We start from the raw sequence: 25,981 nt of genomic DNA, 5'->3' as shown, positions 1-25,981 counted from the left end.
CGTCGAAGCCCTCGCCGAAGGCGTCAAACGCCACGAAGAACAACTCCGCAGAATCACCAAACCACCATCCCGACGATGAACCATTCCGCCCGAAACGCCGATCCATCGACCCCGATTAGCCGGTCAATGACGGGACAATTTCGGAGTGGAACTCATCCTGGTCGTCGTTGGGGCCATCGTCGTCACCGCCATCGCGCACCGACGTGGCCTGGAACCGGCGCTGATCATCGTCGTCATCGGCAGCGCGGCGTCGTTCATCCCAGGATTCGAAGCTCCCGAACTCGACTCACACATCCTGCTGACGGTGGTGTTGCCTCCGCTGCTGTACTCCGCCGCGCTGGATTTCTCCTTCCCGACCTTCCTGCGCAACATCAGGCCGATCCTTGGCCTGGGCGTGGGCCTCGTCGTGGTCACGGCGTTCACCGTGGCGGCGGTGTCGTCGTGGCTCGTGGTGGTGCCGTTGACTTTTGGCACGGCATTGGTCCTCGGCGCGATCGTCGCTCCGCCCGACGCAGTCACCGCCGTCGCGGTGGGCCGCAAGCTCGGGCTGCCAAGGAAGGTGATGGCGATCCTCACCGGGGAGAGCCTCATCAACGACGCGGCCGCGCTGACGCTGTTCTCGATCGCGGTGGCACAGGTGGCAGGCAGTCACACCTTCATCGAGAATCCCGTCCTGCTGTTCGGTTACAGCGCCGTCGTCGGACCGTTGGTTGGTGCCGCACTGGGTTTGGTGACGCTGTGGATCCGCAAGCGCCTGGCCAATCCCGGCCTGGAGACGGTGCAGGGACTGCTGGTGCCGTTCGGCGCTTACATCGCCGCCGAGGAGTTGCATGCGTCGGGCGTACTCGCGGTCGTGGTCGCGGGTTTCGTGGTCGGCAGCGGGACGCTGGGCGCCGGCTACCAGACCCGGCTGCAGGAGCGGTACGTGTGGAACTCGATGGACGTGCTGTTGGAGGCGTTCGTGTTCGCCTACATCGGTTTACATCTTCGGTTCGTGCTGGAGGACTTGCGAGCGGCGCACGAATCCTTGGCCGAGGTCGGCGTTGCGGCGTTGATCGTGCTGGCGATCGTGATGCTGATCCGACCGCTGTCGGTGCTCGTCATGTTCGGCCGCAGCGAACTCTCGCGGCAGGTCGAGAGCAGGCTCAGCGTGCCGACGCCCGCCAGCGGTGGCCGCGGCGCGCTGGGCACCCGTCGCCGAGGCAAACCGCCGGGGAAGTGGCGAGCGCTAATCGACCGCCGGTCGCTGACCTGGCAGGAGAACGTCGTGGTGTCGTGGACCGGGATGCGCGGCGTCGTCACACTCGCCGCTGCCGCCGCGATCCCGGTGATGACGGTGGACGGCGAGCCGTTCCCGGAGCGGGCGACGATCCAGGCCATCGCCTTCGTCGTCAGCGTCGGCACGCTCCTGATCCAGGGCTGGACGCTGCCACTGCTGATCCGTCGCCTGCGCCTGTCGACGGACGACAGCGGTTATGAACGGGAGCAGACGCTGCAGGCGGAACGCGTCGTGCACGACGCCGCCGACGAGGTGTTGACCGAGTTCCGGGCCAACCCGCCGGAGGGGCTCGATCCGCGCGTTCTCACCGAGATCCGCAACACCATCGCGCGGCACTCGCAGGATGCCGACGAGATGCCCGACCCGGAGGCGCACACGCCGCGCGCCGAGGTGTTCGCGGCGCTGTACCGCGACGTGCTTGCGGCGCAGCGGGCCGCGCTGATCGCCGAACGCGACGACGGTCGCATCGAGGACGAGGCGGCGCGAGCCATGTTGGAGCGCCTCGACTTACAGGAGGCCGGGGTGTCGGCCAGGCTGGACAGCCGGCTGTAGACGCTGCCTTCAGGGGCGCGACGGAATCGGCGTGCAGGCCACGAGGTCGCCGCACTTGGGCAGTGGGTTGGGGTTCTGCGGTGGAGCCGGGTCACAGGCAACGAGGTCGCCGCACTTGGGGATGCCAGGCGGCGGGGGAGCAGGCTTCGGGTCGCAGGCGACGAGATCACAGGTGCCGATGCCCAACGGCGGCTTCGGCGGCGTGCTCGGCTCCGGTGGGGTGACGATCGCGTCGGCTTGGGCTGCGGGAGCGGGTGCCGGGACAGGGACGGGGACGACGACGATACGCGGGACACCGGCGACCGGGGCGGGCATAGCGGGGTTCGCGGTGACGACGGGCGCCGGCGAGAGCGGGGCGGGAGCCACGACGGCGACGCCGCTGGGTGGTGCGGCCGGACTTGACACCGATGCCGCCGGGCCCGGGTCGGACTGGGTCAATGCGCTGAACGCGGCCCCGCCCACCACGGCCAGTGACGCGACGGCGACAAAGGCTGCCAGGCCGCTCATGACCCATCCCGCCTTCCACGTCGACGACGGTGAACTGGCCGGAGGGGGTACCGGGCCGATCTGGGGGACGAACGTCATCTGCGGGCGGTGGACGGTTTGAGCGTCGTGATCGACGTGCGGGTGGTGGTTCGGTGAGACGTAGCTCGTGGTCATCATGGTCTCCATGCGGTCGGTCGCAGCCCCGGTGAGCCGCTGTCACCAACTAGGAGCGATGACCAACCCCAAGAGCGACAGTTTTTGCCGCCCCAATTTCGAAGACGTTCGCTATACGCCCTCGACGAACAGCAGCCGCCGCGTTAGCGCTCGGTCCCGAAGGGCCAGCGCCTCGGCGTAGGAGTCCGAGGCGTACCACCGCCGGGCGACGTCCATGTCGGGGAACTCGACCACCACAAGGCGCCGTCGTGGAGATACCTTGCCCTCGACCGCGTCGGGTGCGGCGCCTCGCACCAGGTAGCGGCCGCCGTGCTCGTCGATCGAAGCGGCGGCCAGTGCCCGGTACTGGTCTGCGACTGTCTCGTCGAGGATCTCTACCTCGGAGATGACGAAGGCGGCCATGGCCGACGGTCAGAACCCGCCGAAGTCCCCGCCGCCGAAATCACCGCCACCGAAGTCGCCTCCACCACCCCAGCTGTCGCCGCCCCAGCCGCCGCCGCTGTCACCGCCCCAGCCGCTGCCGTCGGCGCCAGCGCCGCCGTCACCCCAGTTGCCGCCGTCCTGGCCGCCGCCGTCCTGGCCGCCGCCATCGAGCTGACCCTGGTCGAGCCCGTCCTGGAAGCCGTCGCCGTAACCGTTCTCGAAACCCTGTGCGTCATAGCCGACGCCGCCCATGCCGGAGAACAACGAGCTGAACAGCAACGCCGAGCCGATACCCCAGGCACCGGCCACCAGGGCCGGCTTCCACCACGGCTCGGAGTACCAGCCCGCGGGGACGGGCCGACCGGCGACGCGGCCGCCGGGGTAGTAGTTCGGTGTGCGCTCGGACGGACCGGGTGACGCCTCGATGTCGCGGCCCTCGAATTGAATTCGACGATCCTCGGTCACGGTGCCCGCGGTCTTCTGCCCGCTCAGTGATTCGAGTTCCGGCCCGGGATCCATGCCCATGGCGACGCGGGCGGCGCGGACGTAGTACAGCCCCTCCATCGCGCTCTCCTTGGCGAGCAGCGCCTGCTTGGCCGTGGTGGCCTGGTCGATCTGCGAGCCCGCCGCGGTGTAGCGCTCCGACGCGTCGGCCAGCGCCTGCTTGGAGGCGTCGTCGGTGCCTGTCAGGTTGATCACCTGGCCGCCGAGCCGTTCGATCAGGCGACGCGCGTCGGCCTTCGCGTCGGCCAGCGACGCCGCGTTGCGGTTGCCCGACGCCTTGGAGGTGGAGTACACCGCGAACCCGATGGCGGCGACGACGACGATGATGAGCACCAGCAAGAAGCTGTTCATGGCGTCCAGCGTACCTACAGGAAAGTCGGTCAATCCGGACGCGAACATGACGAGGACTGGGCAGCCCGTCCGCTCAGTCGGCGGGGGGTGGCGCAGCCAACAGGTCCTCGAGGACGGCGTGGGTCTGCAACGCCAGTGCGTTGCGGATGTGCCCGGCCGCGTCACCGTCACCGCCCTCGTCGGGGTGCTTGAAGTACTCGGTGTGTGCGGTTCCGCGCTTGAACCGTGCGGGCTTGTTGCCCTGCACGTCGATGTCGCGGATGCCAGGGCCGAACAGCGACCTCAGTGGGCCGCCAAACCAGTCGCCCTTGAGGCCCCCGCGGTCGACGGGGAACCACAGGTTCGTCCACCGCGTGACCGCGAAGGGCGATTGCGAACCGAGCACCTGCCGGATGCCGTCGCCCTTGTATCCGTAGTTCGCCTTGGGTTGCTTGTCGCCCTCGACGGGCAAGGTCTCCGTGCGTGGCGGGCATCGGACCAGTGCGCCGCGACGTACCAGCCCGTCGAACAGTTCGCGTCGGCGCGCTGGGTCCGCCTTCGTCAATCCGCTGAAGAGCTTCGGGCGGGTGACGAGTATGTCGGCCAGGGCCATGGGTGTACCGACTGAAACGAAATCAGTGATCCGCCAAGGGTTTCCCTGCCGTCGCAGATCCTGCCACAGCGTGAACTGCAGGTCCTGGAATGCGTCTAACGCCGCAGCGTCGTCCTTGTTGGCGATGACCTTGTCTGCGGCCTTCTCGAGGTCGCGAAGGGACGCCAGCTTGATCGGCACTGGCGTGTCGTCGTCCGGCTGCTCTGCGTGTAGTTGGTGAACCTGGGCCCAGAACGAGATCAGTGCGTCATAGGCGATGTAGGCGCCGAGGCTGTGCGCCACGATCACGATGCGTGAGTACCGACCTTCGTCGTGCAGGGCGTGCAAGAGGTCGACGAGACCTCCCCGGATCGCTCGCCGCGCCGCGTAGGAGTTCGGCGCGGTGTCGAGGTATCGGGCGACGTCCACGAACGAAGCGGTGATGCTCTTCACCACCGCCTTGATCAGAATGCGGAGGATGCCGAGCCAGAAGAGCAGCACGATCGCACTGCTGACGGTCCCGAGGATCCACCAGGGAACGTCCTTGTTGAGCAGATGCCCGCCGACCAACAGGGCGACCAAGGCCACGGGGATCGCCAGGAGCGCGATCCACACGATTCGCCAGATCCCGAGCAGGGGAGCGGGGACGTTACCGGGCCTGCGAAGGAACAGTCGCAGCGTCGTCGGTCCCAGGTCGGCGAACTTGTTGCCGGTCATGAGGTAGGACCAGTGGTATTCGTAGATCTCGGCTTGGCCCTGTTTGGGCTCGGGCGACGACTTGTCGGTCAGTGGCCGTGAGATATAGCGGCGGGCTTCGTAGGAGTCGGTGATCTCGGCGGGGCGTGAGTAGTAGTAATCCCACGTTCGCTCGGTGTCGTAGAAGGCGCTGAGCGGGTGCAGAGCGGTCTTGACGAAGCCATCGAGTGTCTCCATCGGCCGTTGCTCGCCCATGCCGTGGACGATCACGACGGCGGTCCGGACCGTGCCCGTTGGTCGGTCGTCAGCCCAGGCTGACGCGTCTGCACCTTCGGACTGCTCGGCCGTTGCGATGTCGCCCCCCGTGACGTGCATATCGTGTGTCGCCCCCGAGTTTGAGGGTTCTCGTTCGCGGAGCGTACGGATTCGCGATGTTCGACGCGTCGACGCAACACCAGTCACACTATTCCCACTGGCCCCATAAGTGACCAGCCAGGGTTCAGTAAGGATTTGGTTCTTAGCTGTACAGATAACGATTTGATAACTAGGTTGCCTGCTGTGGGTCGACACCTATTAGCCAGGAAGCGACGCAAATCGCCGCTGATCTTGGTTGCGTGGGTGGTCCCGACCGCGCTACTCCTCGCAGTCGGTGGCGCCGGCTATTCGCTGGCCGCTGATCGCGCGGCCGTCGATGCTCAGTCAGGTGCCCACCCCGTTGCGGCGTGCTGCATGGAGATCGTGACGGCACCCGAGAGCCCGCTCTCGTCGTCGCCACCGTCCGATGTCCAGTTGGTAGCGAGTTCCGATGGCGGAGAGACGGTTTCGGCATCGAGGGCCTCCCGATGGCGGGTCGTGCCCGTCCCTCAGTTGTTGCCGGCCGGGCTCGCACCGGAGCGGGGACTGCAGGTAGACACCATCCTGGCTTCTCGCGCCATTAGCGCGGCGTTCCCGGAGATCCACGAGATCGGTGGTGTCCGGCCGGATGCGCTGAGATGGCATCCCGACGGTCTGGCGCTCGACGTGATCATTCCCAACCCGAGTTCCGCCCAGGGCATCGCCCTCGGAAACGAGATCGTCGCGTACGTCCTGAAGAACGCGGACCGGTTTGGCATGCAAGACGCAATTTGGCGGGGCATTTACTACACGCCAGGCGGCGGGCAACAGAGTGGTGGATACGGCCACTACGACCACGTGCACGTCACCACTACCGGGGGCGGGTACCCCACCGGCAGGGAAGTGTTCGTCAAGTAGCCGAAAGCGGTCCTGGGCGGGGTGCCGAATCCACGTTCGGCACCGTCCGCGCAGGCCCCCTGGCGGAGCGGGCGACGGGAATCGAACCCGCGTAGCTAGTTTGGAAGACTAGGGCTCTACCATTGAGCTACGCCCGCGTGCACTGCATCGAAGACTGTACCGGCGCCGACGTAAGCAAATCCAATTGAATGCGTCGCGCGCTGAGCCCGTAGTATCTCGACCGCAACGAGGGACGGGGTGTAGCGCAGCTTGGTAGCGCATCCGCTTTGGGAGCGGAAGGCCGCAGGTTCAAATCCTGTCACCCCGACATGGACCGATATTCAGTACACACATGCAAGGAGCAACAAACGTGAAGAGCACCGTCGAGAAGTTGAGCCCGACCCGGGTTCGCATCAACGTGGAGGTGCCCTTCTCGGAGCTCCAACCGGACTTCGACCAGGCGTTCAAGGAGATGGCCAAGCAGATCCGCATGCCAGGGTTCCGGCCCGGCAAGGTGCCGGTGAAGCTGCTGGAGTCGCGCATCGACAAGCAGGCCATGCTCGACCAGGTCGTCGGCGAGGCCGTGCCCGGTCGCTACAGCGAGGCAGTGGCCAGCTCCGACGTGCAGCCCATCGGGCAGCCGGAGATCGACATCACCAAGAAGGAGTACGGCGAGGACCTGGTCTTCACCGCGGAGGTCGACATCCGGCCCGAGATCGCGCTGCCCGACCTGGCGGCGCTGACCATCACCGTCGACCCGATCGAGGTCACGGACGACGAGGTCGACACCGAACTGGAGAACCTCCGGGCCCGGTTCGGCACGCTGACCGGTGTCGAGCGCGCGGCGCAGGACGGCGACTTCGTCTCGATCGACCTTTCGGCCACCGCCGACGGTGAGGACGTGCCGGAGGCCAAGACCGAGGGACTCTCCCACGAGGTCGGCTCCGGTCAGCTCATCGAGGGTCTCGACGACGCCATCACGGGTCTGAAGGTAGACGAGAGCACGGAGTTCACCACCACGCTGGTCGCGGGTGAGCACGCCGGCCAGGAAGCTCAGGTCACCGTCACCGTCAAGTCGGTCAAGGAGCGCGAGCTGCCCGAGCCCGACGACGAATTCGCCCAGCTGGCAAGTGAATTCGACACCATCGCCGAGCTCAAGGAGAGCCTCGTCGAGCAGGTGAAGCGGGTGAAGCGGATCAATCAGGCCGAACAGATCCGTGACAAGGCCTTGGAGACGCTGCTCGACGAGGTCGAGGTTCCGTTGCCGGAGGCCATCGTGCAGGCGCAGGTCGACGACACGTTGCACAACGCGATCCACGGTCTCGACCACGACGAGGCGGCGTTCGTCGAGGCGTTGGAGAAGGAAGGCGGCACCCGCGAGGAGTTCGACGCCGACAACCGCAGCAACGCGGAGAAGGCCGTCAAGACCCAGCTCCTCATGGATGCCGTCGCCGACCACCTCGAGGTTCAGGTCGGGCAGAACGACCTCACCGAGCGGCTGGTGCTGATGTCGCGGCAGTACGGGATCGAGCCGCAGCAGCTGCTGCAGGTGCTCCAGCAGAACAACCAGCTGCCCGCGATGTTCGCCGACGTGCGGCGTGGCCTGACCATCGCCGCCGTCGTGCACGGCGCGACGGTCAAGGATTCCGACGGCAACGACGTCGACACCGATGAGTTCTTCGGCCCGCCCGCCGCAGCGGAGGGCGCAGAAGAAGCTCTCGCGGCTGGCGCCGAGGACGATACTGCAGCAGGGTCTGACGTCAGCGACGCCGAGGGTGCCGACGACGACAAGTGACGCTGTGAGCGAACGTGCACGCGCCGGGGACTCCCCGGCGCCGTGCGTTCGTTAGTGTCGGTGAACATGAATGGCGAGTACGAATACTCGAAGAAAGCAGGGATCCAGTCGTGACTGACATGCGTGGCGCATCGTCCGGGCTCAACCTCGTCGACTCCGTCTATGAGCGGTTGCTCTCCGAACGCATCATCTTCCTCGGCTCGCAGGTCGACGACGACATCGCCAATCGGCTGTGCGCGCAGATCCTGCTGCTGTCGGCGGAGGACCCGACCAAGGACATCAACCTCTACATCAACTCGCCTGGCGGCTCGATCAGCGCAGGCATGGCGATCTACGACACCATGGTGCTGGCGCCGTGCGATGTCGCGACGTACGCGATGGGCATGGCCGCGTCGATGGGTGAATTCCTGCTCGCCGCGGGTACCAAGGGCAAGCGCTACGCGCTGCCTCACGCGCGCATCCTGATGCACCAGCCGCTGGGCGGTGTGACCGGTAGCGCCGCGGACATCGCCATCCAGGCCGAGCAGTTCGCGGTCATCAAGAAGGAGATGTTCCGGCTCAACGCCGAGTTCACCGGCCAGACGCTTGAGCGCATCGAGACCGACTCGGACCGCGACCGCTGGTTCACGGCTCCCGAGGCGTTGGAGTACGGCTTCGTCGACCACATCATCACCAGTGCCAACCTGAACGGTTCGGGACCGACGGCAGGACTAGACAAATGACCGATCACACCGACCCCCGCTTGCAGCCGCAGGCCCGCTACATCCTGCCGTCGTTCATCGAGCACAGCAGCTTCGGCATGAAGGAATCCAACCCGTACAACAAGCTGTTCGAGGAGCGCATCATCTTCCTCGGCGTACAGGTGGACGACGCCTCGGCGAACGACATCATGGCGCAGCTGCTGGTGCTTGAGTCGCTTGACCCCGATCGCGACATCACCATGTACATCAACTCGCCTGGTGGCTCGTTCACCTCGCTGATGGCGATCTACGACACCATGCAGTACGTGCGCGCCGACATCCAGACGGTCTGCCTCGGTCAGGCGGCGTCCGCCGCAGCGGTGCTGCTGGCCGCAGGCAGCCCTGGCAAGCGCCTTGCCCTCCCGAACGCGCGCGTGCTGATCCACCAGCCGTCGCTCGGCGGCGTCATCCAGGGCCAGTTCTCGGATCTGGAGATCCAGGCTGCAGAGATCGAGCGGATGCGCACCCTGATGGAAGTGACGCTGGCCAATCACACCGGCAAGACGCCGGCACAGATTCGCAAGGACACCGACCGCGACAAGATCCTCACGGCTGCCGACGCCAAGGAGTACGGGATCATCGACACGGTCTTGGAGTACCGCAAGCTCTCCGTCCAGAACGCCTGATAGCCCTCTGGACGCCGGGTACGTTGGACGCCGGGTCTCTCGAAGCGGTAACGACGGCGACACGCCAACAACACGGTGGCGCGTTCCGACGGGCTGCGGGGGACGGCAGGAGATATGTTCTCCTCCAACGCAGGCAAATATCACCGACGCGATTCGGCTTTATCGGTCGCATGGCGCCGGAGCAAGCGGGTAGCGTCGGGAAATACACCAGAGGTGACCCCCGGAGCGACCCTCACCGACGGCTAACAGGAAAGTAGGCCCGCAGGGACATGGCACGCATTGGAGATGGCGGCGACCTGCTGAAGTGCTCGTTCTGTGGCAAGAGCCAAAAGCAGGTCAAGAAGCTCATCGCGGGACCCGGCGTGTACATCTGCGACGAGTGCATCGATCTGTGCAACGAGATCATCGAGGAAGAGCTGGCTGACGCCGATGACGTCAAGCTGGATGAACTCCCCAAGCCTGCGGAGATCCGCGAGTTCCTCGAGGGCTACGTCATCGGTCAGGACACCGCCAAGCGGACACTGGCCGTTGCGGTCTACAACCACTACAAGCGTATTCAGGCCCAGGAGAAGACGCGCGACTCGCGCGCCGAGCCCGTCGAACTGGCCAAGTCCAACATCCTGATGCTGGGCCCCACCGGCTGCGGCAAGACCTATCTGGCGCAGACGCTGGCCAAGATGCTCAACGTGCCGTTCGCCATCGCCGACGCCACCGCCCTGACCGAGGCCGGTTACGTCGGTGAGGACGTCGAGAACATCCTGCTCAAGCTGATCCAGGCGGCCGACTACGACGTCAAGCGCGCCGAGACCGGCATCATCTACATCGACGAGGTCGACAAGATCGCCCGCAAGAGCGAGAACCCGTCGATCACCCGCGACGTGTCCGGTGAGGGCGTGCAGCAGGCACTGCTGAAGATCCTGGAGGGCACGCAGGCGTCGGTGCCGCCGCAGGGCGGGCGCAAGCATCCGCACCAGGAGTTCATCCAGATCGACACCACGAACGTGCTGTTCATCGTGGCGGGTGCGTTCGCGGGCCTTGAGAAGATCGTGTCCGACCGCGTCGGGAAGCGTGGCCTTGGCTTCGGTGCCGAGGTCCGCTCCAAGGCCGAGATCGACACCCAGGACCACTTCGCCGAGGTCATGCCCGAGGATCTGATCAAGTTCGGCTTGATCCCGGAGTTCATCGGCCGCCTGCCGGTTGTCGCCTCGGTGACCAACCTCGACAAGGAATCGTTGGTCACGATCCTCTCGCAGCCCAAGAACGCCTTGGTCAAGCAGTACAACCGCTTGTTCGAGATGGATGGCGTCGAGCTGGAGTTCACCGAAGACGCGCTCGAGGCCATCGCCGATCAGGCCATCCACCGCGGCACCGGTGCTCGCGGTCTGCGCGCCATCATGGAAGAAGTCCTGCTGCCGGTGATGTACGACATCCCCAGCCGCGACGACGTCGCCAAGGTCGTCGTGACCAAGGAGACCGTCGAGGACAACGTGCTGCCGACGATCGTGCCGCGCAAGCCCACGCGCACCGAGCGCCGCGACAAGAGCGCCTAGCTTTTCGATTGCACTGAGGGCTGTGAATCGTCGCGATTCACGGCCCTTAGTGCCGTCAAAGCTGCCGTCACTGGGGCGTTCGTTGCTCCGACCGGCTCGGGCGGACGACAGAACGGGTCCGAGCAGCTCATCGTCTGCCCGCGGGACGTCGTTCCCGAATCACCTCGGCGACGAGCGCGGCGATCTCGGCGATGCCGTCCCGCTGGGCGAACGCCGCCTCGAACTCACGTGCACGATGCAGGTAGGGCCCATCGTCGAGGATCTCGCGCACCGCGCAGCGGATCATCGACGGCGAGGGCGTGCCCGTCTTGAGGTTGATCCCCACCCCCGCCCATGCCACCCGCGCCGCGACCTCCGGCTTGTCCTCGGTGCTGCCCGCCACGACCAGGGGCACACCCGTCGATACCGCGCGCTGCACTGCGCCGTACCCGCCGTTGGTGACCATCACGTTCACCTTGGGCATCAGGACGTCGTACGGAATGTATTCGGCGACGTGAGTATTCGAGGGCAACGCCACCTTGATGTCGGCGACGTCGCGGCCGCCCGTCGTCACGACGAGGGTGACGTCCTCGTCGGCGAGGGCCTCGATGGTCGGCTCGATGAGGCGGGACAGGTCGCCGTGACCGATGGTGCCCTGGGTGACGTGGACGACCGGGCGGTCGTCGTCGAGCCGCTTCCACCAGCGTGGCGGCACGTAGCCGCGTGCCGACTGCGGATGCACCGCACCGACGAACCTGACGTTGGGTGCCAGGTCGCTGCGCGGGTACTCGAAGCTCGGCACCGTCGGCACGATGTAGCGGTCAGCCAGCACACCGACGTCGAGCAGGAACACCGGAAGCCGGCGGGTCCCGAGCGCGGCCAGCATCGCGTTGCCTGCCCGGTGCGCCTCCCGAAGGATCACGTTGTGCACCAACAGGTTCAGCGCACGGTTGCGCAGCCGCCCCCACCGGCCGATGCCGGGAAGTAGGCCCATACCGCTGGGTGCGGTGTCGCGGCTCGACAACATCAGCGGCGTCGGGGTGTAGTACAGCACCGGTGGCCGCTTCGCCGGGTCGCCGAGCAGAAACGGGATGATCCCGAAGAAGCCGAAGTCGACGATGATCGCGTCGAAGCGGGTTCGGGCCATCGCCGCGGCCAACTCGGCGGCCTGGTGCGGCATCGGGTTCAGGAACAGCTGGATGATGCCGCGGTTGAGCGCCTTGATGGGCGTCATCTTCCCGCGATCCTCCGTGTCGAACGCCGAATCGTCGAAGTCGGCGTTCGCGGGCAGCGGATGTGGCTGAGCGCCGGTGGCGTGGACGACGTCGCTGTGGGCGGCACCCGTCATCACGGTGACGTTGTCACCGCGGGCCACCAGGTCCTGCGCGACGGCGAGCAACGGGCTGATGTGTCCGACGGGGGACAGCGCTGCAATGAGAATCTTTGCCACGGTTACTTCACCACCGCCAAGACGGTTTCGTGCCGTTGCTGCACTGCTGACATGAACAACACACGCAGGGTGTAGGCAGGCGCGTCGGCGGGCCGAACCACGGTGGCGAACTGCACGGCCGTCGCATCTGGACGTGCGTTCGCCCGCACGGCGGACAGCGCGCCGTCGTAGTCGGCAGACGGACTGACGTCGGTCAGCTCGTACCAGTCCGACCAGCCGCCGACCCTCGCTTCGCGCCACACGAGGGTGGGCTTGGGCTCGATCGACCGCCTCTCGGTGCGCCACTGGCGCAGTGCACACACCAAGTACCACAGCAGGACTCCCGCAGCGATGATGGGCAGGGTCAAATCCTCAGACATGCTGGGCTTCCATTCGTCGTTCGGCGATGGCCTCGTCGACCAGAGCGGCGATCGCGTTGACACCGTCACGACGGGCGTAGGCCGTCTGCAGGCGCAAGGCGGACTGCCGGTAGGTGCCGTCGTTCAATACCGAGCGCACGGCCCGGCGCACTTCGGCCGCGGTGGGTACGCCCGTGCGCAGGTTCACGCCTGCGCCGAAGTACTCCACCCGTGCGGCGACCTCCGGCTTGTCCTCGGTGTTGCCAGCGACCACCAGCGGCACACCCGTGGTGAGCGCCCTCTGGACGGCGCCGTACCCGCCGTTGGTGACCATGACGTCGACCAACGGAAGGAGAATGTCGTGCGGGATGAACTCGGCGACGAATGTGTTCGGCGGCAACGGACTTCGCAGTTGGGAGATCGGGCGCCCGCCGGTGGTGACCACCACCGTGACGTCCTCGTTGGCCAGTGCCTCGATGGTCGGCTCGATCAGCCTGGTCAGGTCGGCGTTGTCGATGGTGCCCTGCGTGACGTGCACGACGGGCCGGTCGGCGGACAACTCGCTCCACCACCGCGGTGCGACGAAGTCATCGGCGGGTGGGGGAAGGACCGCGCCGACGAACCGCACGTGATCGGGTAGGTCGCTGCGGTGGTACTCGAACTCGGGGATCGTGGGGGCGATCAACCGGTCGGTGAGGATGCCCGAATCCAGCACGAACACAGGCAGTTTCGGCAAATCGAGCGTCGCCAGCATGGTGTCGGCGGCTTGATGCGAGGAGCGCAGCGTGACCTTCTGGGTGACGACGTTCAGCGCGCGGTTGCGCAAGCGGCCGAACACCCCTGTGCCCGGCAGGAGGCCGGGGCCGCCCGGTGCGGTGTCCCGGCTGGTCAAGAACAGCGGGGTCGTGGAGTAGGCCAGGATCGGTGGGCGAGACGTGCTCTTGCCCAGCAACATCGGCAGGATGCCGAGGAAGAACGCGTCGGCGACGATGGCATCGAAGTGGTGTGCGGCCATCACCTCCTCGAGCGCTGCCGCCTGGTGCGGAAGCGGTCGGATGAAGATGTGCTTCACGTCGAAGTTGACCCGCGCGACGCCGGACGTCTCGGCGCGGCCGGGCAGGTCGGCGTCCAACGACGAGTCGTCGTAGTCGGCGCCGTACGGCAGCGGGTGCGGAATCGCGCCGATGGCGCGGATCTTGTCGGCATGTCGGGCCGACGTCAGGAACGTGACGTCGTCGCCACGATTCACCAAGCCTCGGGCCACGCTGAGAAGCGGGGCGACGTGCCCGATGGGTGGACTGGCTGCGAACAGGATCTCCGCCACGACGATGTCTCCCTCGATGGTCTAGCGCGTGTATCGACGAGTTCGATACTTCGCGACCACGGGGTGGTCCAGCTTGGAGGTTGTGTGGAGATCGGGTGGAGATTGCAGGTAGGAGCGTTTCCGGCAGGCTAGCCGGCGTGCTTGACCCGGTCGGGGCGGGTGTAGACGTTCATCGATTCGCCCCGCAGGAACGCCACCAGGGTGAGCCCTGCCTGGCTGGCCAGGTCGACGGCCAGCGAGGACGGTGCCGACACTGCGGCGAGCACAGGGATACCGGCCATGATGGCCTTCTGGGTGAGTTCGAAGGACGCACGCCCGCTGACCAGGAGCACGGTCCCGGACAGCGGTATCCGCCCATGCTCGACCGCCCAGCCGATCACCTTGTCGACCGCGTTGTGCCGCCCGATGTCCTCCCGCACGACGAGCATGGTGCCGTCGGCGTCGAACAGGGCGGCACCGTGCAGCCCGCCGGTGCTGGCGAACACGCGCTGCGCGCTGCGGAGTTGATCGGGCATCGCCGAGAGCGTTTCGGAGGCAACCACGGTCGGGTCGTCGCCGGGGGAGTGTCGGCTGATCGTTCGGACGGCGTCGATCGAACCCTTGCCGCACACGCCGCACGACGACGTGGTGTAGAAGTTGCGGGTGACATCGAGACCAGGTGTCGGGACGTCATCGGCCAGGGTGACGTCGAGGACGTTGTAGGTGTTGGCTCCATCGGGTCCTGCGCCCCGGCAGTATTCGACTCTTGCGATGTCATCGCGCTGGCCGACGACGCCCTCGGTAAGCAGGAACCCTTGCGCCAGTTCGACGTCGGAGCCCGGCGTGCGCATCGTGACGGTGATCGCGGCACCGTTGATCCGCAGCTCCAACGGCTCCTCCACGACGAGAGTCTCCGGTCGGGTGGTGATCGTGTCGGCGGTGAGATGGCTCGCCCGCCGCCGCGCCGTGACCCTACCCACGGGCTGCTTCCAGCCTGATCACGATCGCCTTCGACACCGGCGTATTCGACTTGGCGGCAGTGTGATCCAGTGGGATCAACGGATTGGTCTCGGGGTAGTAGGACGCCGCGTTGCCGACGGGCGTCGGGTACGGCACGACGAGGAAGTCCTTGGTGCGGCGCTCCTCGATGCCTCCCGTCCCGTCGGGGAACTCGGAGATTAGGTCGACGCGGGCGCCGTCGACGAGCCCGAGCGAGGCGATGTCGACCGGGTTGACGAAGACCACCCGTCGGCCGCCCTTCACGCCGCGATAGCGATCGTCGAGGCCGTAGATGGTGGTGTTGTACTGGTCGTGGCTGCGTAGCGTCTGCAGCACCAACCGTCCCGGTGGCACCTCAACCCACTCCAGCGGGTAGATCGCGAAATTGGCCTTGCCCGTTGCAGTTTGGAATTCCCGCGAGTCCCGCGGCGGGTGTGGGAGCTGGAACCCGTCGGGTTGCCGCACCCGGGTGTTGTAGTCCTCACAGCCGTCGACCACGTCGGCGATGGCGTCACGGATCAGGTCGTAGGAGCCCGAGAACTGCTCCCACGGCACCGGATGCTCCGGTCCCAGAAGGGTTCTGGCCATCTGGCACACGATGGCGACCTCGCTGCGCAGGTGCTCGCTTGGCGGCGTCAGGCTGCCCCGCGACAGGTGCACCATGGACATCGAGTCCTCGACCGAGACCAGCTGCTTGCCTGCGGCCTGAATGTCGCGGTCGGTGCGGCCCAGGGTCGGCAGGATCAGTGCGGTCCGCCCGTGCACGACGTGACTGCGGTTGAGTTTGGTCGAGATCTGCACCGTCAGAGCACAACTGCGCAGCGCGGCCTCGGTGACCTCGGTGTCGGGGGTGGCCGAGACGAAGTTGCCGCCCATGCCGATGAATACGCGGGCGTGCCCGTCGCGCATCGCCCGGATTCCGTTCACGACGTCGTGCCCGTGGGTGCGCGGACTGGTGATGCCGAACCGCGTGTCGAGCGCGGCAAGGAACTCCTCGGGCATCTGCTCCCAGATGCCCATCGTCCGGTCGCCCTGCACGTTCGAGTGCCCGCGCACAGGGCACACGCCAGCGCCCGGCTTGCCGATCATGCCGCGCATCAGCAGCAGGTTGGTGGCCTCGCCGATGGTGGCCACCGCGTGCCGGTGCTGGGTCAGCCCCATCGCCCAGCAGAACACCGTCCGCTGCGAGGAGATCAGCATCCCCGCCACGCGATCGAGCTGCTCGCGGTCGATGCCGGTCGCCTCCACCACGGTGTCCAGATCGACTGCGCGGGTCTGCTTCTCGTACTCGTCGAAACCGGCGCAGTGGTCGGCGATGAAGGCACGGTCGAGCACCGAACCCGGGTTGCGGTCCTCGGCCTCGAACAGCAACCGGCCCAGGCCCGCGAACAATGCCATGTCGCCGCCGAGACGGATCTGGACGAACTCGTCGGCGATCGCGACGCCGTGTGCCACGACCCCCTTGACCTTCTGCGGATCCTTGAACCGCATCAGACCGGCCTCGGGCAACGGGTTGACCGCGATGATCTTCGCGCCGCGCGCCTTCGCCTTCTCCAGCACCGACAGCATCCGCGGATGGTTGGTGCCAGGGTTCTGCCCGGCGATCAGGATGCAGTCGGCGTCCACGATGTCCTCGACCGTGACCGAGCCCTTGCCGATGCCGATCGACTCCGTCAACGCCGTCCCCGACGACTCGTGGCACATGTTGGAGCAGTCCGGCAGGTTGTTGGTGCCGTAGCTGCGGACCAACAGCTGGTACAGGAACGCGGCCTCGTTGCTGGTGCGGCCCGAGGTGTAGAACAACGCATCGTCCGGGCTGTCCAGACTCTGTAGCTCGTCGGCGATGAGCCGGTAGGCCTCGTCCCACTCGACGGGCCGATAGTGCGTGTCGCCCGGCGCCAGCAGCATGGGATGGGTCAACCGGCCCTGTTGCGACAGCCAGTACTCGGGCTTGCCGGCGAGCTCGGCCACCGAGTGCCGCGCGAAGAACTCCGGGGTGACCCGGCGCTTGGTGGCCTCCTCCGCGACGGCCTTGGCGCCGTTCTCGCAAAACTCGGCCAGTTTGCGGCCGCCCGGCTCCTCGGGCCATGCACACCCCGGGCAGTCGAATCCATGCCGCTGGTTCAGCCGCGCCAACGTTGCCGCCGTGCGCACCGGGCCCATCTGCTCCAAACCGCGGTGCAGGGACACCATCACGGCCTTGACGCCCGCGGCCTCGTGCTCGGGCCCGGTGATTTCTGCCGCGTGCTCGTCGTACGAGGCGTCGTTGTCCTGGTCGGGGCGGAGGCGCGTGGGCATGTATACAGATTAGGTCGCGATCCAAGGTTCCCGCGAACTCGGGCTAGGGTCCGCGCACTCCCTTGCCGCCGACGGCGTCGCCATTGTCATCATTGTCATCATTGGCCGACGCGTCGAAGCGGCCGTCCTGGCCGGGCCGACGGGTCTCCACGTGGTCGATGTCGTTCTTGGGCTTCGGTCGTGGTTCGTCGTCGAGCGGCCTGAGCAATGCTTCGGGGCGGTGGAAGTAATTGACCCTGGCTTGACCGTTGTCAAGGCGCGCGGGTGGTGCCCATTCGCACTCACCGCGGGCGTTGATACTGGTGCAGTACCCCCGGTCGGTGGCGACACGGTTGTCCGGCCCGCATGCCAATGCCATCTCGTCGACGTTGGTGTTGCCGTCCTCGGCCCAATCACGCACGGCGTGATGGACCTGGCTGCCGTACGCGCCGACGGTGCAACACGGCTTGGTGCATCCCCCGTCACGGGCGATCAGCATGATGCGCTGCGCGGGGGTGGCTACCCGTTTGGCGCGGAAGTGATTGAGCGCGGAGCCCGTCGCGCCATCGAACACCGCGAGGTGGTGATTGGCGTGCCCACCGATGCGAATGACGTCCTCGATCGGCATGATGGTGCCCCCGCCGGTGACGCCAATCCCTGCTCTGCTCTCCAGGTCTTGGAGTGTGGTGCGGATGATGATCGAAACGGGCAGGCCGTTGAGGTCGCCGAGGTCGGTCATCAACGCGATTCTCCCGATCACCAGCATCGCGTCGTGCCGACGCTGGGCCGGGGTGCGGTGGTCGGCGTCGATCTGGGCTTGGCTGGGAGTGCCCGCGGTGCAGGGTTCGTCGTCGGCGGGATTGCACATGCCGGGCGCGGCGTACTTGGCGAAGATGACCTCCCACACAGCCCACGCCTCGGGTGACATCTCGCCCTGGATGGGGACGTTGCCGTTGGGCAGTTGCTTGCCCGTGGAGAGTCCGCGGGTGCGTTGCCGTTCCTCATCGTCGGGTTCGGGGCCGTCCTGATCCAGCAGGAACAGGCGTAGTGCGGCGGTCTCCTTGAGCTCCTTGGGTCCGACTCGCACTGCGACACGGACCAGGTCGACCTCGATCTGTGCACGGGTCACGGTGTCCACCCAGGGTGGGATCTTCTTCATCGTTTCGCGCAGCACCTTCACGTGGTCACCGTTGACCGCCGCTGCGGCCTGGGCGGCCGCGACCGCGGGTAGCACCGGATCGAGCGAAACACCGGTCAACGTGCACTGCGAGCCGAGGTCGGCGGCCTCGGCCAGCCGGCGACCGGCTTCGGCAGTCGACAGCCGCCACAGAATTCGCAGCGCCTCGTTCCACGACTTGGCGCCCAGCTCCCCGGCGGTGGTTTCGACTTGCAGACGGGCCAGCATCCGATGCGACTGGGTTGGCAGCGCACAGGTCAGCGCCTCGTATTCGCCGTAGAGCTCGAGTAGCTCGCAGCGTGTCAGGGTTTCGACAGGGCAGTCGGCGAAGGCGTCGTACGCGGCACGCAACGCGGCCATCGCCTCGATTGCCCCTGACTTCATGATTCGAACATACATTCGACCACTGACATTTTCGGGCCACTCTGTGACTCCTGAAACCAAAGTGACACAACGGATTAGAGTGAAGCTGGCCAATCCGAATTCTGCTTTCAGATCGCGGCCGCCATTCGTTCTCGAAGTGGTTTTGGCCATCGCGGTGAACGACCGGGGTTGAGCGACGCGACTTGTTTGCCGGGACACGCATTCTGGCGGTGACGTGCGCGTAACAGTCCCGGAACTCAACGCTCCTAATGTTGGCCGGTCTAGGTCCGCGAAACGGTTGCGGACGCATGCGGCGATAGGAACTCCATTGAGCGGAAACGCAGTCCGTCTGCAAGCGATCAACAACGTTGAGGCCTACGTGCCTCCGGCGATCAGCTTCGACCCCGCCGAAGCGCCCGGCGAGATCTTCGGTTCGAACGTCTTCACCAAGGCCGAGATGCAGTTGCGGCTGCCGAAGTCGGTCTACAAGTCCGTGCTTGGCACCATCGACAAGGGCGCCAAGCTGGACCCGGCGATCGCCGACGCGGTGGCCGCGGTGATGAAGGACTGGGCACTGGAGAAGGGTGCGACGCACTACGCGCACGTCTTCTACCCGCTGACGGGTCTGACCGCCGAGAAGCACGACAGCTTCCTCGAGCCGGTCTCCGACGGCGCCACCCTGGCAGAATTCGCCGGCAAGGTCCTGATCCAGGGCGAGCCCGACGCGTCCAGCTTCCCGTCCGGCGGGCTGCGCAACACCTTCGAGGCCCGCGGTTACACCGGCTGGGACGTGACCAGCCCGGCCTACATCCTGGAGAATCCGAACGGCAACACGCTGTGCATCCCGACGGTGTTCGTCTCGATGACCGGCGAGGCACTGGACCACAAGACACCGTTGCTGCGCAGCCAGCAGGCGATGGGTGCGCATGCCGAACGCATCCTGGCGCTGTTCGGGCACACCAACGGTGAGAAGGTGGTGTCGTTCTGCGGACCCGAGCAGGAGTACTTCCTGGTCGACAGGCACTTCTTCCTGGCCAGGCCCGATCTGATCAATGCGGGCCGCACGTTGTTCGGCGCCAAGCCGCCCAAGGGCCAGGAGTTCGACGACCACTACTTCGGCGCCGTGCCGGAGCGGGTGCTGGGCTTCATGATGGACACCGAGCGCGAGCTGTTCAAACTCGGCATCCCTGCCAAGACGCGGCACAACGAGGTCGCACCGGGCCAGTTCGAGATCGCCCCGATGTTCGAGCGGGCCAACATCGCGTCCGACCACCAGCAGCTGCTGATGACGACCTTCAAGACCATCGCCAAGAAGCACGGCATGGAGTGCCTGTTCCACGAGAAGCCGTTCGCCGGTGTCAACGGTTCCGGCAAGCACGTGAACTTCTCGCTGGGCAACGCCGAGCTGGGCAGCCTGCTGGTGCCGGGGGACACCCCGCACGAGAACGCACAGTTCCTGGTGTTCTGCGCGGCCGTGATCCGCGCCGTGCACAAGTACTCGGGCCTGCTGCGCGTTTCGGTCGCCTCTGCGACAAACGACCACCGCCTCGGCGCCAACGAGGCCCCGCCCGCGATCATCTCGATCTTCCTCGGCGACCAGCTTGCCGACGTGTTCGAGCAGATCGCCAAGGGTGCGGCGACGTCGTCGAAGGGCAAGGGCACCATGATCATCGGTGTGGACACGCTGCCGCACCTGCCCACCGATCCAGGCGACCGCAACCGCACCAGCCCGTTCGCGTTCACCGGCAACCGCTTCGAGTTCCGCGCGCCGGGTTCGGGTCAGACCGTCGCGGTGCCGATGGTGATGATCAACACGATCATGGCCGATTCGCTCGACTACATGGCCACCGTGTTGGAGAAGGCCGTCGCCGACGGCGAGGACTTCGACATGGCGGTGCAGACGTTGCTCACCGAGATCATCACCGAGCACGGCGCGGTGGTGTTCAACGGCGATGGATACTCCGACAACTGGCAGATCGAGGCGGCCGAACGCGGGTTGCCGAACCTGAAGACCACGCTCGACGCGCTGCCCGAGCTGATCAAGCCGGAGTCACTGGCCCTGTTCGACAAGTACAAGGTCTTCAACGATCGCGAGATGCACAGCCGCTACGAGGTCGGGCTCGAGCAGTACGCCCTGACCATTCACGTGGAGGCGAAGCTGTCCCTCGAGTTGGGATCCACGGTGATCCTGCCTGCGGCCATGCGCTATCAGACCGAGGTCGCCCAGAACGTCGCAACGCTCAAGGCGGCAGGCATGGAGCCGAGTACCACTCTGCTGGAGGATGTTTCGGCGCCCATCGCAGATCTGGTGAGTTCGCTCGCCGACCTGAAGAAGGGGTTGGAGGACCACTCGGCCGTCAGCGCCATGGACGAGGCGTCCCACGCGCAGAGCCTGCTGCCCGCGATGGAGGCGGTCCGTGCCGCGGCCGACACGCTGGAAGGCGTAGTGGCCGACGACCTGTGGCCGCTCCCGACGTACCAGGAGATGTTGTACATCCTTTGAGCACCGAGGTCACCAGGCACTTACTGCGCTCCGGTCCGCACTCGATCCGCAGTAAGTGCTTCGGTCAGCATCTGGGCCGCAGCGCTCCGCGTCCTGTCCTTGGCCTTCGGCCACAAGTGGCTGTACGTGTTGAGGGTCAGCAATGCGGAGCCTCAACACGTCACAACCAGCCGCAATCAACCCGCTGGCGTAGAAGTGCCGAAGGTCGTGAAGCGTGTGGCTCACCTTGGCATTGGCGCGAGTTCTGTTCCTCTGGTACCCGGCTGAATTCTGATGCAGCGGCACGCCTCGGCTGTCCGTGAACATCCACCGATCTGGGTCGTTGCCGGGGACGTGCAGGCGCACGTGCTCGGAAAGCATCTGCACCACACCGTCAGGCACGTATACGGTGCGCTCGCTGCCGTACTTGGGGCTGCACGCTGGAGCAACGTGGAGCGACAGGACTAGCCGCCCTGCTTCTGAGCTTGCTCACGCGCCTTCCGACGTTCCTTGATCGTCTTGCGCACCTTCCTGGGGGCGTAGAGGAGGAGGAACTCTTCCTTCTCGCGCTCGTTCATGCCCGCCAGCGCACGGAAGACGCCGCCGAACGAAAGGTCGCTGTCCGCATACTTAGATTCATGGGGAAAATGGTGTTCAGCGAGCATCGCGAGGTCCTCGGGGACCAGATCCTCGGGGGTTTCGGGATCCGTCATTTGCCCTCCCTCCACCGCCTAACACCGTCTATTAGGGAACGGCCAAGCGCCATAATCAGTATAACGCCGCAGGTCAAGGGGGATGCCGGGGACCGTCCCTCGATGCCCGTCGCTAGGACGGATCGTGCAAAGCGCAGAGACAGTTACTCTCGTCGGTTCGCATTGTGATGGTCGCGATTTCCCCGTCGATGACGGTCAGGGCCAACTCGAACGTTTCATTCGTGCGTCGTTCCCATGACGAGGCCAACCTCTCGCAAACGCGCAGCAGGGTCCATGGCCGCACGGTATCGGCGAAGGCGTGGGGCTGGTTCGCCACGCCGGTCTCATTCGTTGCCGCTGGTCCGCAGTTGGTCCCGTTGGGCAGATTTGGGCACTACCGGGAACGTGCTGTTCAGGCCGAGTTTCTACAGCCGGTCCCAACCCGACCAACGACACAAAACGCGCGGAAGGCGGTTGTTGTACATCCTCTGAGTCTTCCTTCCCTCGCGAGCGAGCTCCCCGCGAGCCCGCGTGTTTGTACCCCGACACGCCGTCGAATCACCCACGGATGCGCGGGCTCGCGGCGGACTGGGTGAGCGCACAATCGTTGGCATGGCTGACGCGGATTGGGCGACACTGACCGGGCTTCGTGAGATCGCGCGGGCGCGTGCCGAGCGCATCCCGGGGTGGCAGGCACCGGTCGCGTACGCGGTGGGCTATCGCGGTGACGACGGTTGGCACTTCCCCCACGTCAACCAGCCAAGTGGAACTCATGGGCTGCCCGCGGTCATCCTGGCCGAGTGCGTCGGTCACGCCTCGGGCACCCGTGAGTTCACGGTGACTCCAGCTCAATTGGACGACGCGATCGCTCAGCTGGCGCCTGCAGAGGCAGCGGCCGGCGTAAGCCATCCCAACCTGGTCGCCTGGCGTGCGGTCGCCGCCGCCGAGCCCCTCGAGATCGCCGTCGTCTTCATCGGATCGGTCGACGACGCCCCGGCTGGACCGGCGGACGCGGCCCTGCGTAGCAGGCTCACCGGAGGCTGAGGAACGTATCGAGCGGACCTTGCGTCAGAGCACGGTCAGCGCTGACCCCGCGGCGAGTTTGAGAGCGTGGCCGACCGGCAGTGCCCGGTAGGACGTCGACAGGACCTCGACGCCCCACGGTCCGTCGAAGCCGAGATCGCGTAGCGTCGCCACCAGTCCGGTCAGGTCGAAACAGCCCTCACCACAGAGCACCCGGCGGTCGACGGTGTCTTCGAAGAGCGTTCCGACGATCTCCGATGCCGCGTCGTCGAGTTCGACGCCGAAGATCACCTCCGGCCACAATGCCGCGCGCAGTTCTTCCAACGAGGTATCGGCGCGAAAGACGTGCCAGGCGTCGACGAGCAAGCCTGCCGCCGGATGTCCTGCCGCGGCGACGATCTCGGCGCCCATGGGCACCGTCGCGATCGCCGAGAAGGGCATCGTCTCGATGGCGACCCGGGTTCCGTGTGCTGCTGCCTGTTCGGCGAGCTTCCGCAGCGGCTCTGCCAATGCCAAGGGATCCGACACCGGCGGGCCGTTCTCCGAACCGATCTTGATGAACGACGGCCCAAGCACGTCGGCGGCCTCGAACAGAAGGCCGCGGACGTCGTAGGTGTTTCCCGGTTGCCCGCGCGGAATCCACCACCGCTCCAGCAGCTCGATCTCGACGTGCACCAACCCGGCCGCCGAGATCAGGTCACGTAGCGCCTCGAAGCCGATGTCGTCGCGGATGACTCGGAGGTCATCGGCCACCAGACCGAAGCCGCAGAAGCCGGCATCGGCGATGGCGCCGATCCGCTTGGCGATGGGCACCGGACTGACCGCCGGTGAGTCCATCGGTGAGACCGCGCCGGCGCTGCTCCACGCCGTGGCGACGAGACTCGGTTCAGTCACTTCAGCCCTCCACGAGCGCGCGCAAAGTAACGTCCACGAGCGGCGTGTCGGGGTGCAAACACGCGCGCTCGCGGAGGAGGTGTCACCTACTTGCCGTGCTTGGTGACGTACTCCGTCATGGTCTTCAGCTGGTAGCGCGACACCTCGTGGGCGTTCTCGTCCTCGGCGAACACCGACGACACCATGACGGTGTCCGGCCGGTCGTAGAAGCCGATCTCGGCCAGACCGCCGAAGAACTCGTCCCAGTCGACGTCGCCGTCGCCGATCTTGAGGTGCTGGTGCACCCGCACCGGGTTGCCCGGCGGGTTGGTGATGTACCGCAACCCGTGGCTGCGATGGTGGTCCATCGTGTCGGCGACGTGAACCAGCCGAAGCTTGTTGCCCGCCGCCCGCATGATGTCGATCATGTTGGCGCCCATGTGAAAAGAGTGGCACGCGACGAACACCATGCCAAGGTTGGGCGAGTTGATGCCGCGGATGATCCGCACCGCTTCCAAACCGTCCTCGACGAAGTCGTCGGGGTGCGGATCGATTCGGACGTCGATGCCCTCGCGCTCGAAGATCGGCACGAGTTCCTCCATCGAGCGGAAGAACGCTCGCTCGGATTCCTCGGCCCTCTCGGGGCGGCCGGAGAACTCGGTGTTGATCACGTTCACCCCGAGGTCGACGGTGATCTGGATGACGCGCTTCCAATTCCGCACCGCGGCTTCGCGCGCGTCCTCGTCCGGCCCGGACCACCGCAGCACCGGCAACACGGAGGCGATGCCCACGCCGGCGTCGGCGCAGGCCTTGCGGAACCGGGCGACCAGGTCGTCGTCCGCGCGGGGATGGTTGAAGAACGGGATGAAGTCCCGGTGCGGTGTCAGCTGCAGATGCTGGTAGCCCAATTCGGCGACTACGCGCGGAAATTCGAGCAGGTCGTGGTCGTGATGGAACGGGGTGGGGTCAAGGGCGATCTTCATGCTCACGCCCTCGGAATCGATCTGCGGTCGACCATCTTCACCTCGACCGGGAGTCCGCTCTGCAATGACTCGACTCCGGCTTCGCACACGGCGGTGGCCGCGTAGCCGTCCCAGGCGCTCGGTCCGTCGGTGAAGTCTCCTGTCGAGCGGCCGCGGTGCACGGCGTCGACCCAGCGCTGGAACTCGGTGTCGTAGGCCTGGCCGAACCGTTCGCGGAAGCCAGGGGTGATCTGGCCGCCGCGCGTGCCGAGGGCGCCCGTGCGCACCAGGCCGACGTCGAGGCCGATCATCGCGCTGCCGCGCTCGGCGACTACCTCGGTGCGCACCTCGTAGGCCACCCCGGTTGTGACGAACAGTTCCACATCAACGTGGATGCCCGTGCTTGTCCTTAAGATCGCGATCTGCGGATCGGAGAGGCCGTGCGGTGCAGCCGGATTCGGAGTGGGCTTGATGATCTGGATCGAGGCGATCTCCTCGTCGAATAGGAACCTGGTGACGTCGACCTCGTGCACTAGCGAATCCCGCACCATCATCGCGCTGTCGAAGTGTGGTGGTACGGCGGGATTCCGGTGCGCACAGTGCAGCACCAGCGCGTTGCCCAGCTCGCCTCCGTCGAGCAGTGCCTTCAGCTGGGCGTACTCGTGGTCGAATCGGCGCATGAAGCCGACCTGGATCAGCCTGGTGGAGAGTTCGGCCTCGCGCTTGACGATCTCGAGGGAGGTCGCGACGTCGGTGGTGAGCGGCTTCTCGCACATCACGGGCTTGGTGTGCTCGAGGCACGCCAGTAGCTGCTTCTCGTGGGTGGGACCGGGCGTGGCGAGGACGACGGCGTCGACGTCGGGGTCGGCGATCGCGTCGAGCGGGTCGGCGATGGCGCGGCAGCCGGGGATGCTGGCGGCGATCTGCTCGGCCTTCTCGGCGATGTAGTCGTTGACCACCGTGACGCGAGCGCCGGAGATCTTGCTCTCGATGCGGGCGACGTGATCGGCGCCCATGACGCCGACGCCGAGAACGGCGATGCGTAGATCCGACATGTCTTTTCAATCTCCCTAGATAGAGCGGCCG

At 66.2% G+C, this 25,981-nt stretch carries 22 protein-coding genes and 2 tRNA genes; 9 read left to right on the top strand and 15 right to left on the bottom strand.

The window, feature by feature from the left end:
* The first annotated feature begins 145 nt into the window (after positions 1–145).
* Complete coding sequence (locus HNP02_RS20040) at positions 146–1,831, top strand: sodium:proton antiporter (protein ID WP_184441656.1); 1,686 nt, start codon at positions 146–148, stop codon at positions 1,829–1,831.
* Between the two features lie 9 nt (positions 1,832–1,840).
* Here the strand turns inward: HNP02_RS20040 and HNP02_RS20035 are convergent, their stop codons facing one another.
* The 4 genes from HNP02_RS20035 to HNP02_RS20020 all read right to left on the bottom strand — a co-directional run bounded on the left by HNP02_RS20035 (position 1,841) and on the right by HNP02_RS20020 (position 5,411).
* Positions 1,841–2,491, bottom strand: coding sequence for a hypothetical protein (locus HNP02_RS20035; protein WP_184441654.1), 651 nt, complete (start codon positions 2,489–2,491; stop codon positions 1,841–1,843).
* A 111-nt stretch (positions 2,492–2,602) separates the two neighbouring features.
* Entirely contained in the window at positions 2,603–2,893 is a 291-nt protein-coding gene (locus tag HNP02_RS20030) for a DUF1330 domain-containing protein (RefSeq protein WP_184441652.1), read from the bottom strand.
* 9 nt (positions 2,894–2,902) lie between these two features.
* Positions 2,903–3,769, bottom strand: a complete 867-nt coding sequence (locus HNP02_RS20025) for a DUF1542 domain-containing protein (RefSeq protein ID WP_184441650.1) — start codon at positions 3,767–3,769, stop codon at positions 2,903–2,905.
* A 73-nt stretch (positions 3,770–3,842) separates the two neighbouring features.
* Positions 3,843–5,411, bottom strand: a complete 1,569-nt coding sequence (locus tag HNP02_RS20020) for a hypothetical protein (RefSeq protein WP_255506681.1) — start codon at positions 5,409–5,411, stop codon at positions 3,843–3,845.
* Positions 5,412–5,594: 183 nt separating this feature from the next.
* Between HNP02_RS20020 and HNP02_RS20015 the strand changes: the two genes are divergently transcribed.
* Positions 5,595–6,287 carry a hypothetical protein gene (locus HNP02_RS20015; protein ID WP_184441648.1) on the top strand — a complete coding sequence of 231 codons (693 nt, stop codon included), beginning with the start codon at positions 5,595–5,597 and terminating at the stop codon, positions 6,285–6,287.
* Positions 6,288–6,353: 66 nt separating this feature from the next.
* On the opposite strand, the gene HNP02_RS20010 is transcribed toward HNP02_RS20015, so the two are convergent.
* Positions 6,354–6,424: transfer RNA gene (locus HNP02_RS20010), tRNA-Gly, on the bottom strand.
* A 96-nt stretch (positions 6,425–6,520) separates the two neighbouring features.
* Between HNP02_RS20010 and HNP02_RS20005 the strand changes: the two genes are divergently transcribed.
* From HNP02_RS20005 to clpX, 5 genes are all read left to right on the top strand, one after another.
* Positions 6,521–6,594, top strand: a tRNA-Pro gene (locus HNP02_RS20005).
* Between the two features lie 42 nt (positions 6,595–6,636).
* Entirely contained in the window at positions 6,637–8,061 is a 1,425-nt protein-coding gene (tig, locus tag HNP02_RS20000) for a trigger factor (protein ID WP_184441646.1), read from the top strand.
* Between the two features lie 119 nt (positions 8,062–8,180).
* Positions 8,181–8,783 (top strand): ATP-dependent Clp protease proteolytic subunit, encoded by a 603-nt coding sequence (locus HNP02_RS19995; RefSeq protein WP_184441778.1) that lies wholly within the window; start codon positions 8,181–8,183, stop codon positions 8,781–8,783.
* Complete coding sequence (locus HNP02_RS19990; protein WP_184441645.1) at positions 8,780–9,427, top strand: ATP-dependent Clp protease proteolytic subunit; 648 nt, start codon at positions 8,780–8,782, stop codon at positions 9,425–9,427. The genes HNP02_RS19995 and HNP02_RS19990 overlap by 4 nt, the downstream gene beginning before the upstream one ends.
* A 269-nt stretch (positions 9,428–9,696) precedes the next feature.
* Positions 9,697–10,977, top strand: a complete 1,281-nt coding sequence (gene clpX / locus HNP02_RS19985) for an ATP-dependent Clp protease ATP-binding subunit ClpX (protein WP_184441643.1) — start codon at positions 9,697–9,699, stop codon at positions 10,975–10,977.
* A 127-nt stretch (positions 10,978–11,104) separates the two neighbouring features.
* Here clpX and HNP02_RS19980 read toward each other — a convergent pair whose 3' ends face one another.
* From HNP02_RS19980 to HNP02_RS19955, 6 genes are all read right to left on the bottom strand, one after another.
* Positions 11,105–12,406, bottom strand: coding sequence for a nucleotide disphospho-sugar-binding domain-containing protein (locus HNP02_RS19980; protein ID WP_184441641.1), 1,302 nt, complete (start codon positions 12,404–12,406; stop codon positions 11,105–11,107).
* Positions 12,407–12,408: 2 nt separating this feature from the next.
* A complete protein-coding gene (locus HNP02_RS19975; protein WP_184441639.1) occupies positions 12,409–12,765 on the bottom strand; it encodes a hypothetical protein in 357 nt (118 codons plus the stop codon).
* The gene (locus tag HNP02_RS19970; protein WP_184441637.1) at positions 12,758–14,068 is read right to left on the bottom strand and encodes a glycosyltransferase; all 1,311 of its coding nucleotides are present in this window, start codon (positions 14,066–14,068) and stop codon (positions 12,758–12,760) included. The genes HNP02_RS19975 and HNP02_RS19970 overlap by 8 nt, the downstream gene beginning before the upstream one ends.
* 128 nt (positions 14,069–14,196) lie before the next feature.
* The gene (fdhD, locus tag HNP02_RS19965) at positions 14,197–15,027 is read right to left on the bottom strand and encodes a formate dehydrogenase accessory sulfurtransferase FdhD (protein ID WP_184441635.1); all 831 of its coding nucleotides are present in this window, start codon (positions 15,025–15,027) and stop codon (positions 14,197–14,199) included.
* Positions 15,020–17,344, bottom strand: coding sequence for an FdhF/YdeP family oxidoreductase (locus HNP02_RS19960; RefSeq protein ID WP_184441633.1), 2,325 nt, complete (start codon positions 17,342–17,344; stop codon positions 15,020–15,022). The genes fdhD and HNP02_RS19960 overlap by 8 nt, the downstream gene beginning before the upstream one ends.
* A gap of 43 nt (positions 17,345–17,387) precedes the next feature.
* Positions 17,388–18,899, bottom strand: a complete 1,512-nt coding sequence (locus HNP02_RS19955) for a DUF222 domain-containing protein (protein WP_184441631.1) — start codon at positions 18,897–18,899, stop codon at positions 17,388–17,390.
* Positions 18,900–19,191: 292 nt separating this feature from the next.
* Here HNP02_RS19955 and HNP02_RS19950 point away from each other — a divergent pair, with 292 nt between their 5' ends.
* Entirely contained in the window at positions 19,192–21,366 is a 2,175-nt protein-coding gene (locus HNP02_RS19950) for a glutamine synthetase III (RefSeq protein ID WP_184441629.1), read from the top strand.
* 443 nt (positions 21,367–21,809) lie between these two features.
* On the opposite strand, the gene HNP02_RS19940 is transcribed toward HNP02_RS19950, so the two are convergent.
* Positions 21,810–22,058: a hypothetical protein gene (locus HNP02_RS19940; protein ID WP_184441625.1), complete on the bottom strand. Its 249-nt coding sequence runs from the start codon at positions 22,056–22,058 to the stop codon at positions 21,810–21,812.
* 591 nt (positions 22,059–22,649) lie between these two features.
* On the opposite strand from HNP02_RS19940, the gene HNP02_RS19935 reads away from it, so the two are divergent.
* Positions 22,650–23,081, top strand: coding sequence for a hypothetical protein (locus tag HNP02_RS19935; protein ID WP_184441623.1), 432 nt, complete (start codon positions 22,650–22,652; stop codon positions 23,079–23,081).
* A gap of 24 nt (positions 23,082–23,105) precedes the next feature.
* Here the strand turns inward: HNP02_RS19935 and HNP02_RS19930 are convergent, their stop codons facing one another.
* The 3 genes from HNP02_RS19930 to HNP02_RS19920 all read right to left on the bottom strand — a co-directional run bounded on the left by HNP02_RS19930 (position 23,106) and on the right by HNP02_RS19920 (position 25,950).
* Positions 23,106–23,954, bottom strand: coding sequence for a sugar phosphate isomerase/epimerase family protein (locus HNP02_RS19930; RefSeq protein WP_309241634.1), 849 nt, complete (start codon positions 23,952–23,954; stop codon positions 23,106–23,108).
* Positions 23,955–24,040: 86 nt separating this feature from the next.
* Positions 24,041–24,916, bottom strand: coding sequence for a sugar phosphate isomerase/epimerase (locus HNP02_RS19925; protein ID WP_184441621.1), 876 nt, complete (start codon positions 24,914–24,916; stop codon positions 24,041–24,043).
* A gap of 2 nt (positions 24,917–24,918) precedes the next feature.
* On the bottom strand, positions 24,919–25,950 hold the full coding sequence (locus tag HNP02_RS19920; protein ID WP_184441619.1) for a Gfo/Idh/MocA family protein: 1,032 nt from the start codon (positions 25,948–25,950) through the stop codon (positions 24,919–24,921).
* Between the last annotated feature and the right edge of the window lie 31 nt (positions 25,951–25,981).

The sequence above is a fragment of the Mycobacterium sp. AZCC_0083 genome, from assembly GCF_014202335.1.
Taxonomy (GTDB): domain Bacteria; phylum Actinomycetota; class Actinomycetes; order Mycobacteriales; family Mycobacteriaceae; genus Mycobacterium.
This window is presented reverse-complemented; position numbering and strand designations above follow the sequence as displayed.

What these genes read in the sequence shown, in the direction of transcription:
- HNP02_RS20030 (WP_184441652.1), bottom strand. Translation starts at nt 2,893, where the DNA reads ATGGCCGCCTTCGTCATCTCCGAGGTAGAGATCCTCGACGAGACAGTC.
- HNP02_RS20020 (WP_255506681.1), bottom strand. Translation starts at nt 5,411, where the DNA reads ATGCACGTCACGGGGGGCGACATCGCAACGGCCGAGCAGTCCGAAGGT.
- HNP02_RS19925 (WP_184441621.1), bottom strand. Translation starts at nt 24,916, where the DNA reads ATGAAGATCGCCCTTGACCCCACCCCGTTCCATCACGACCACGACCTG.
- HNP02_RS19990 (WP_184441645.1), top strand. Translation starts at nt 8,780, where the DNA reads ATGACCGATCACACCGACCCCCGCTTGCAGCCGCAGGCCCGCTACATC.
- HNP02_RS19975 (WP_184441639.1), bottom strand. Translation starts at nt 12,765, where the DNA reads ATGTCTGAGGATTTGACCCTGCCCATCATCGCTGCGGGAGTCCTGCTG.
- HNP02_RS19955 (WP_184441631.1), bottom strand. Translation starts at nt 18,899, where the DNA reads ATGTATGTTCGAATCATGAAGTCAGGGGCAATCGAGGCGATGGCCGCG.
- HNP02_RS19995 (WP_184441778.1), top strand. Translation starts at nt 8,181, where the DNA reads ATGCGTGGCGCATCGTCCGGGCTCAACCTCGTCGACTCCGTCTATGAG.
- HNP02_RS20035 (WP_184441654.1), bottom strand. Translation starts at nt 2,491, where the DNA reads ATGACCACGAGCTACGTCTCACCGAACCACCACCCGCACGTCGATCAC.
- HNP02_RS19935 (WP_184441623.1), top strand. Translation starts at nt 22,650, where the DNA reads ATGGCTGACGCGGATTGGGCGACACTGACCGGGCTTCGTGAGATCGCG.
- HNP02_RS20025 (WP_184441650.1), bottom strand. Translation starts at nt 3,769, where the DNA reads ATGAACAGCTTCTTGCTGGTGCTCATCATCGTCGTCGTCGCCGCCATC.
- HNP02_RS19940 (WP_184441625.1), bottom strand. Translation starts at nt 22,058, where the DNA reads ATGACGGATCCCGAAACCCCCGAGGATCTGGTCCCCGAGGACCTCGCG.
- HNP02_RS19960 (WP_184441633.1), bottom strand. Translation starts at nt 17,344, where the DNA reads ATGCCCACGCGCCTCCGCCCCGACCAGGACAACGACGCCTCGTACGAC.
- clpX (WP_184441643.1), top strand. Translation starts at nt 9,697, where the DNA reads ATGGCACGCATTGGAGATGGCGGCGACCTGCTGAAGTGCTCGTTCTGT.
- HNP02_RS19920 (WP_184441619.1), bottom strand. Translation starts at nt 25,950, where the DNA reads ATGTCGGATCTACGCATCGCCGTTCTCGGCGTCGGCGTCATGGGCGCC.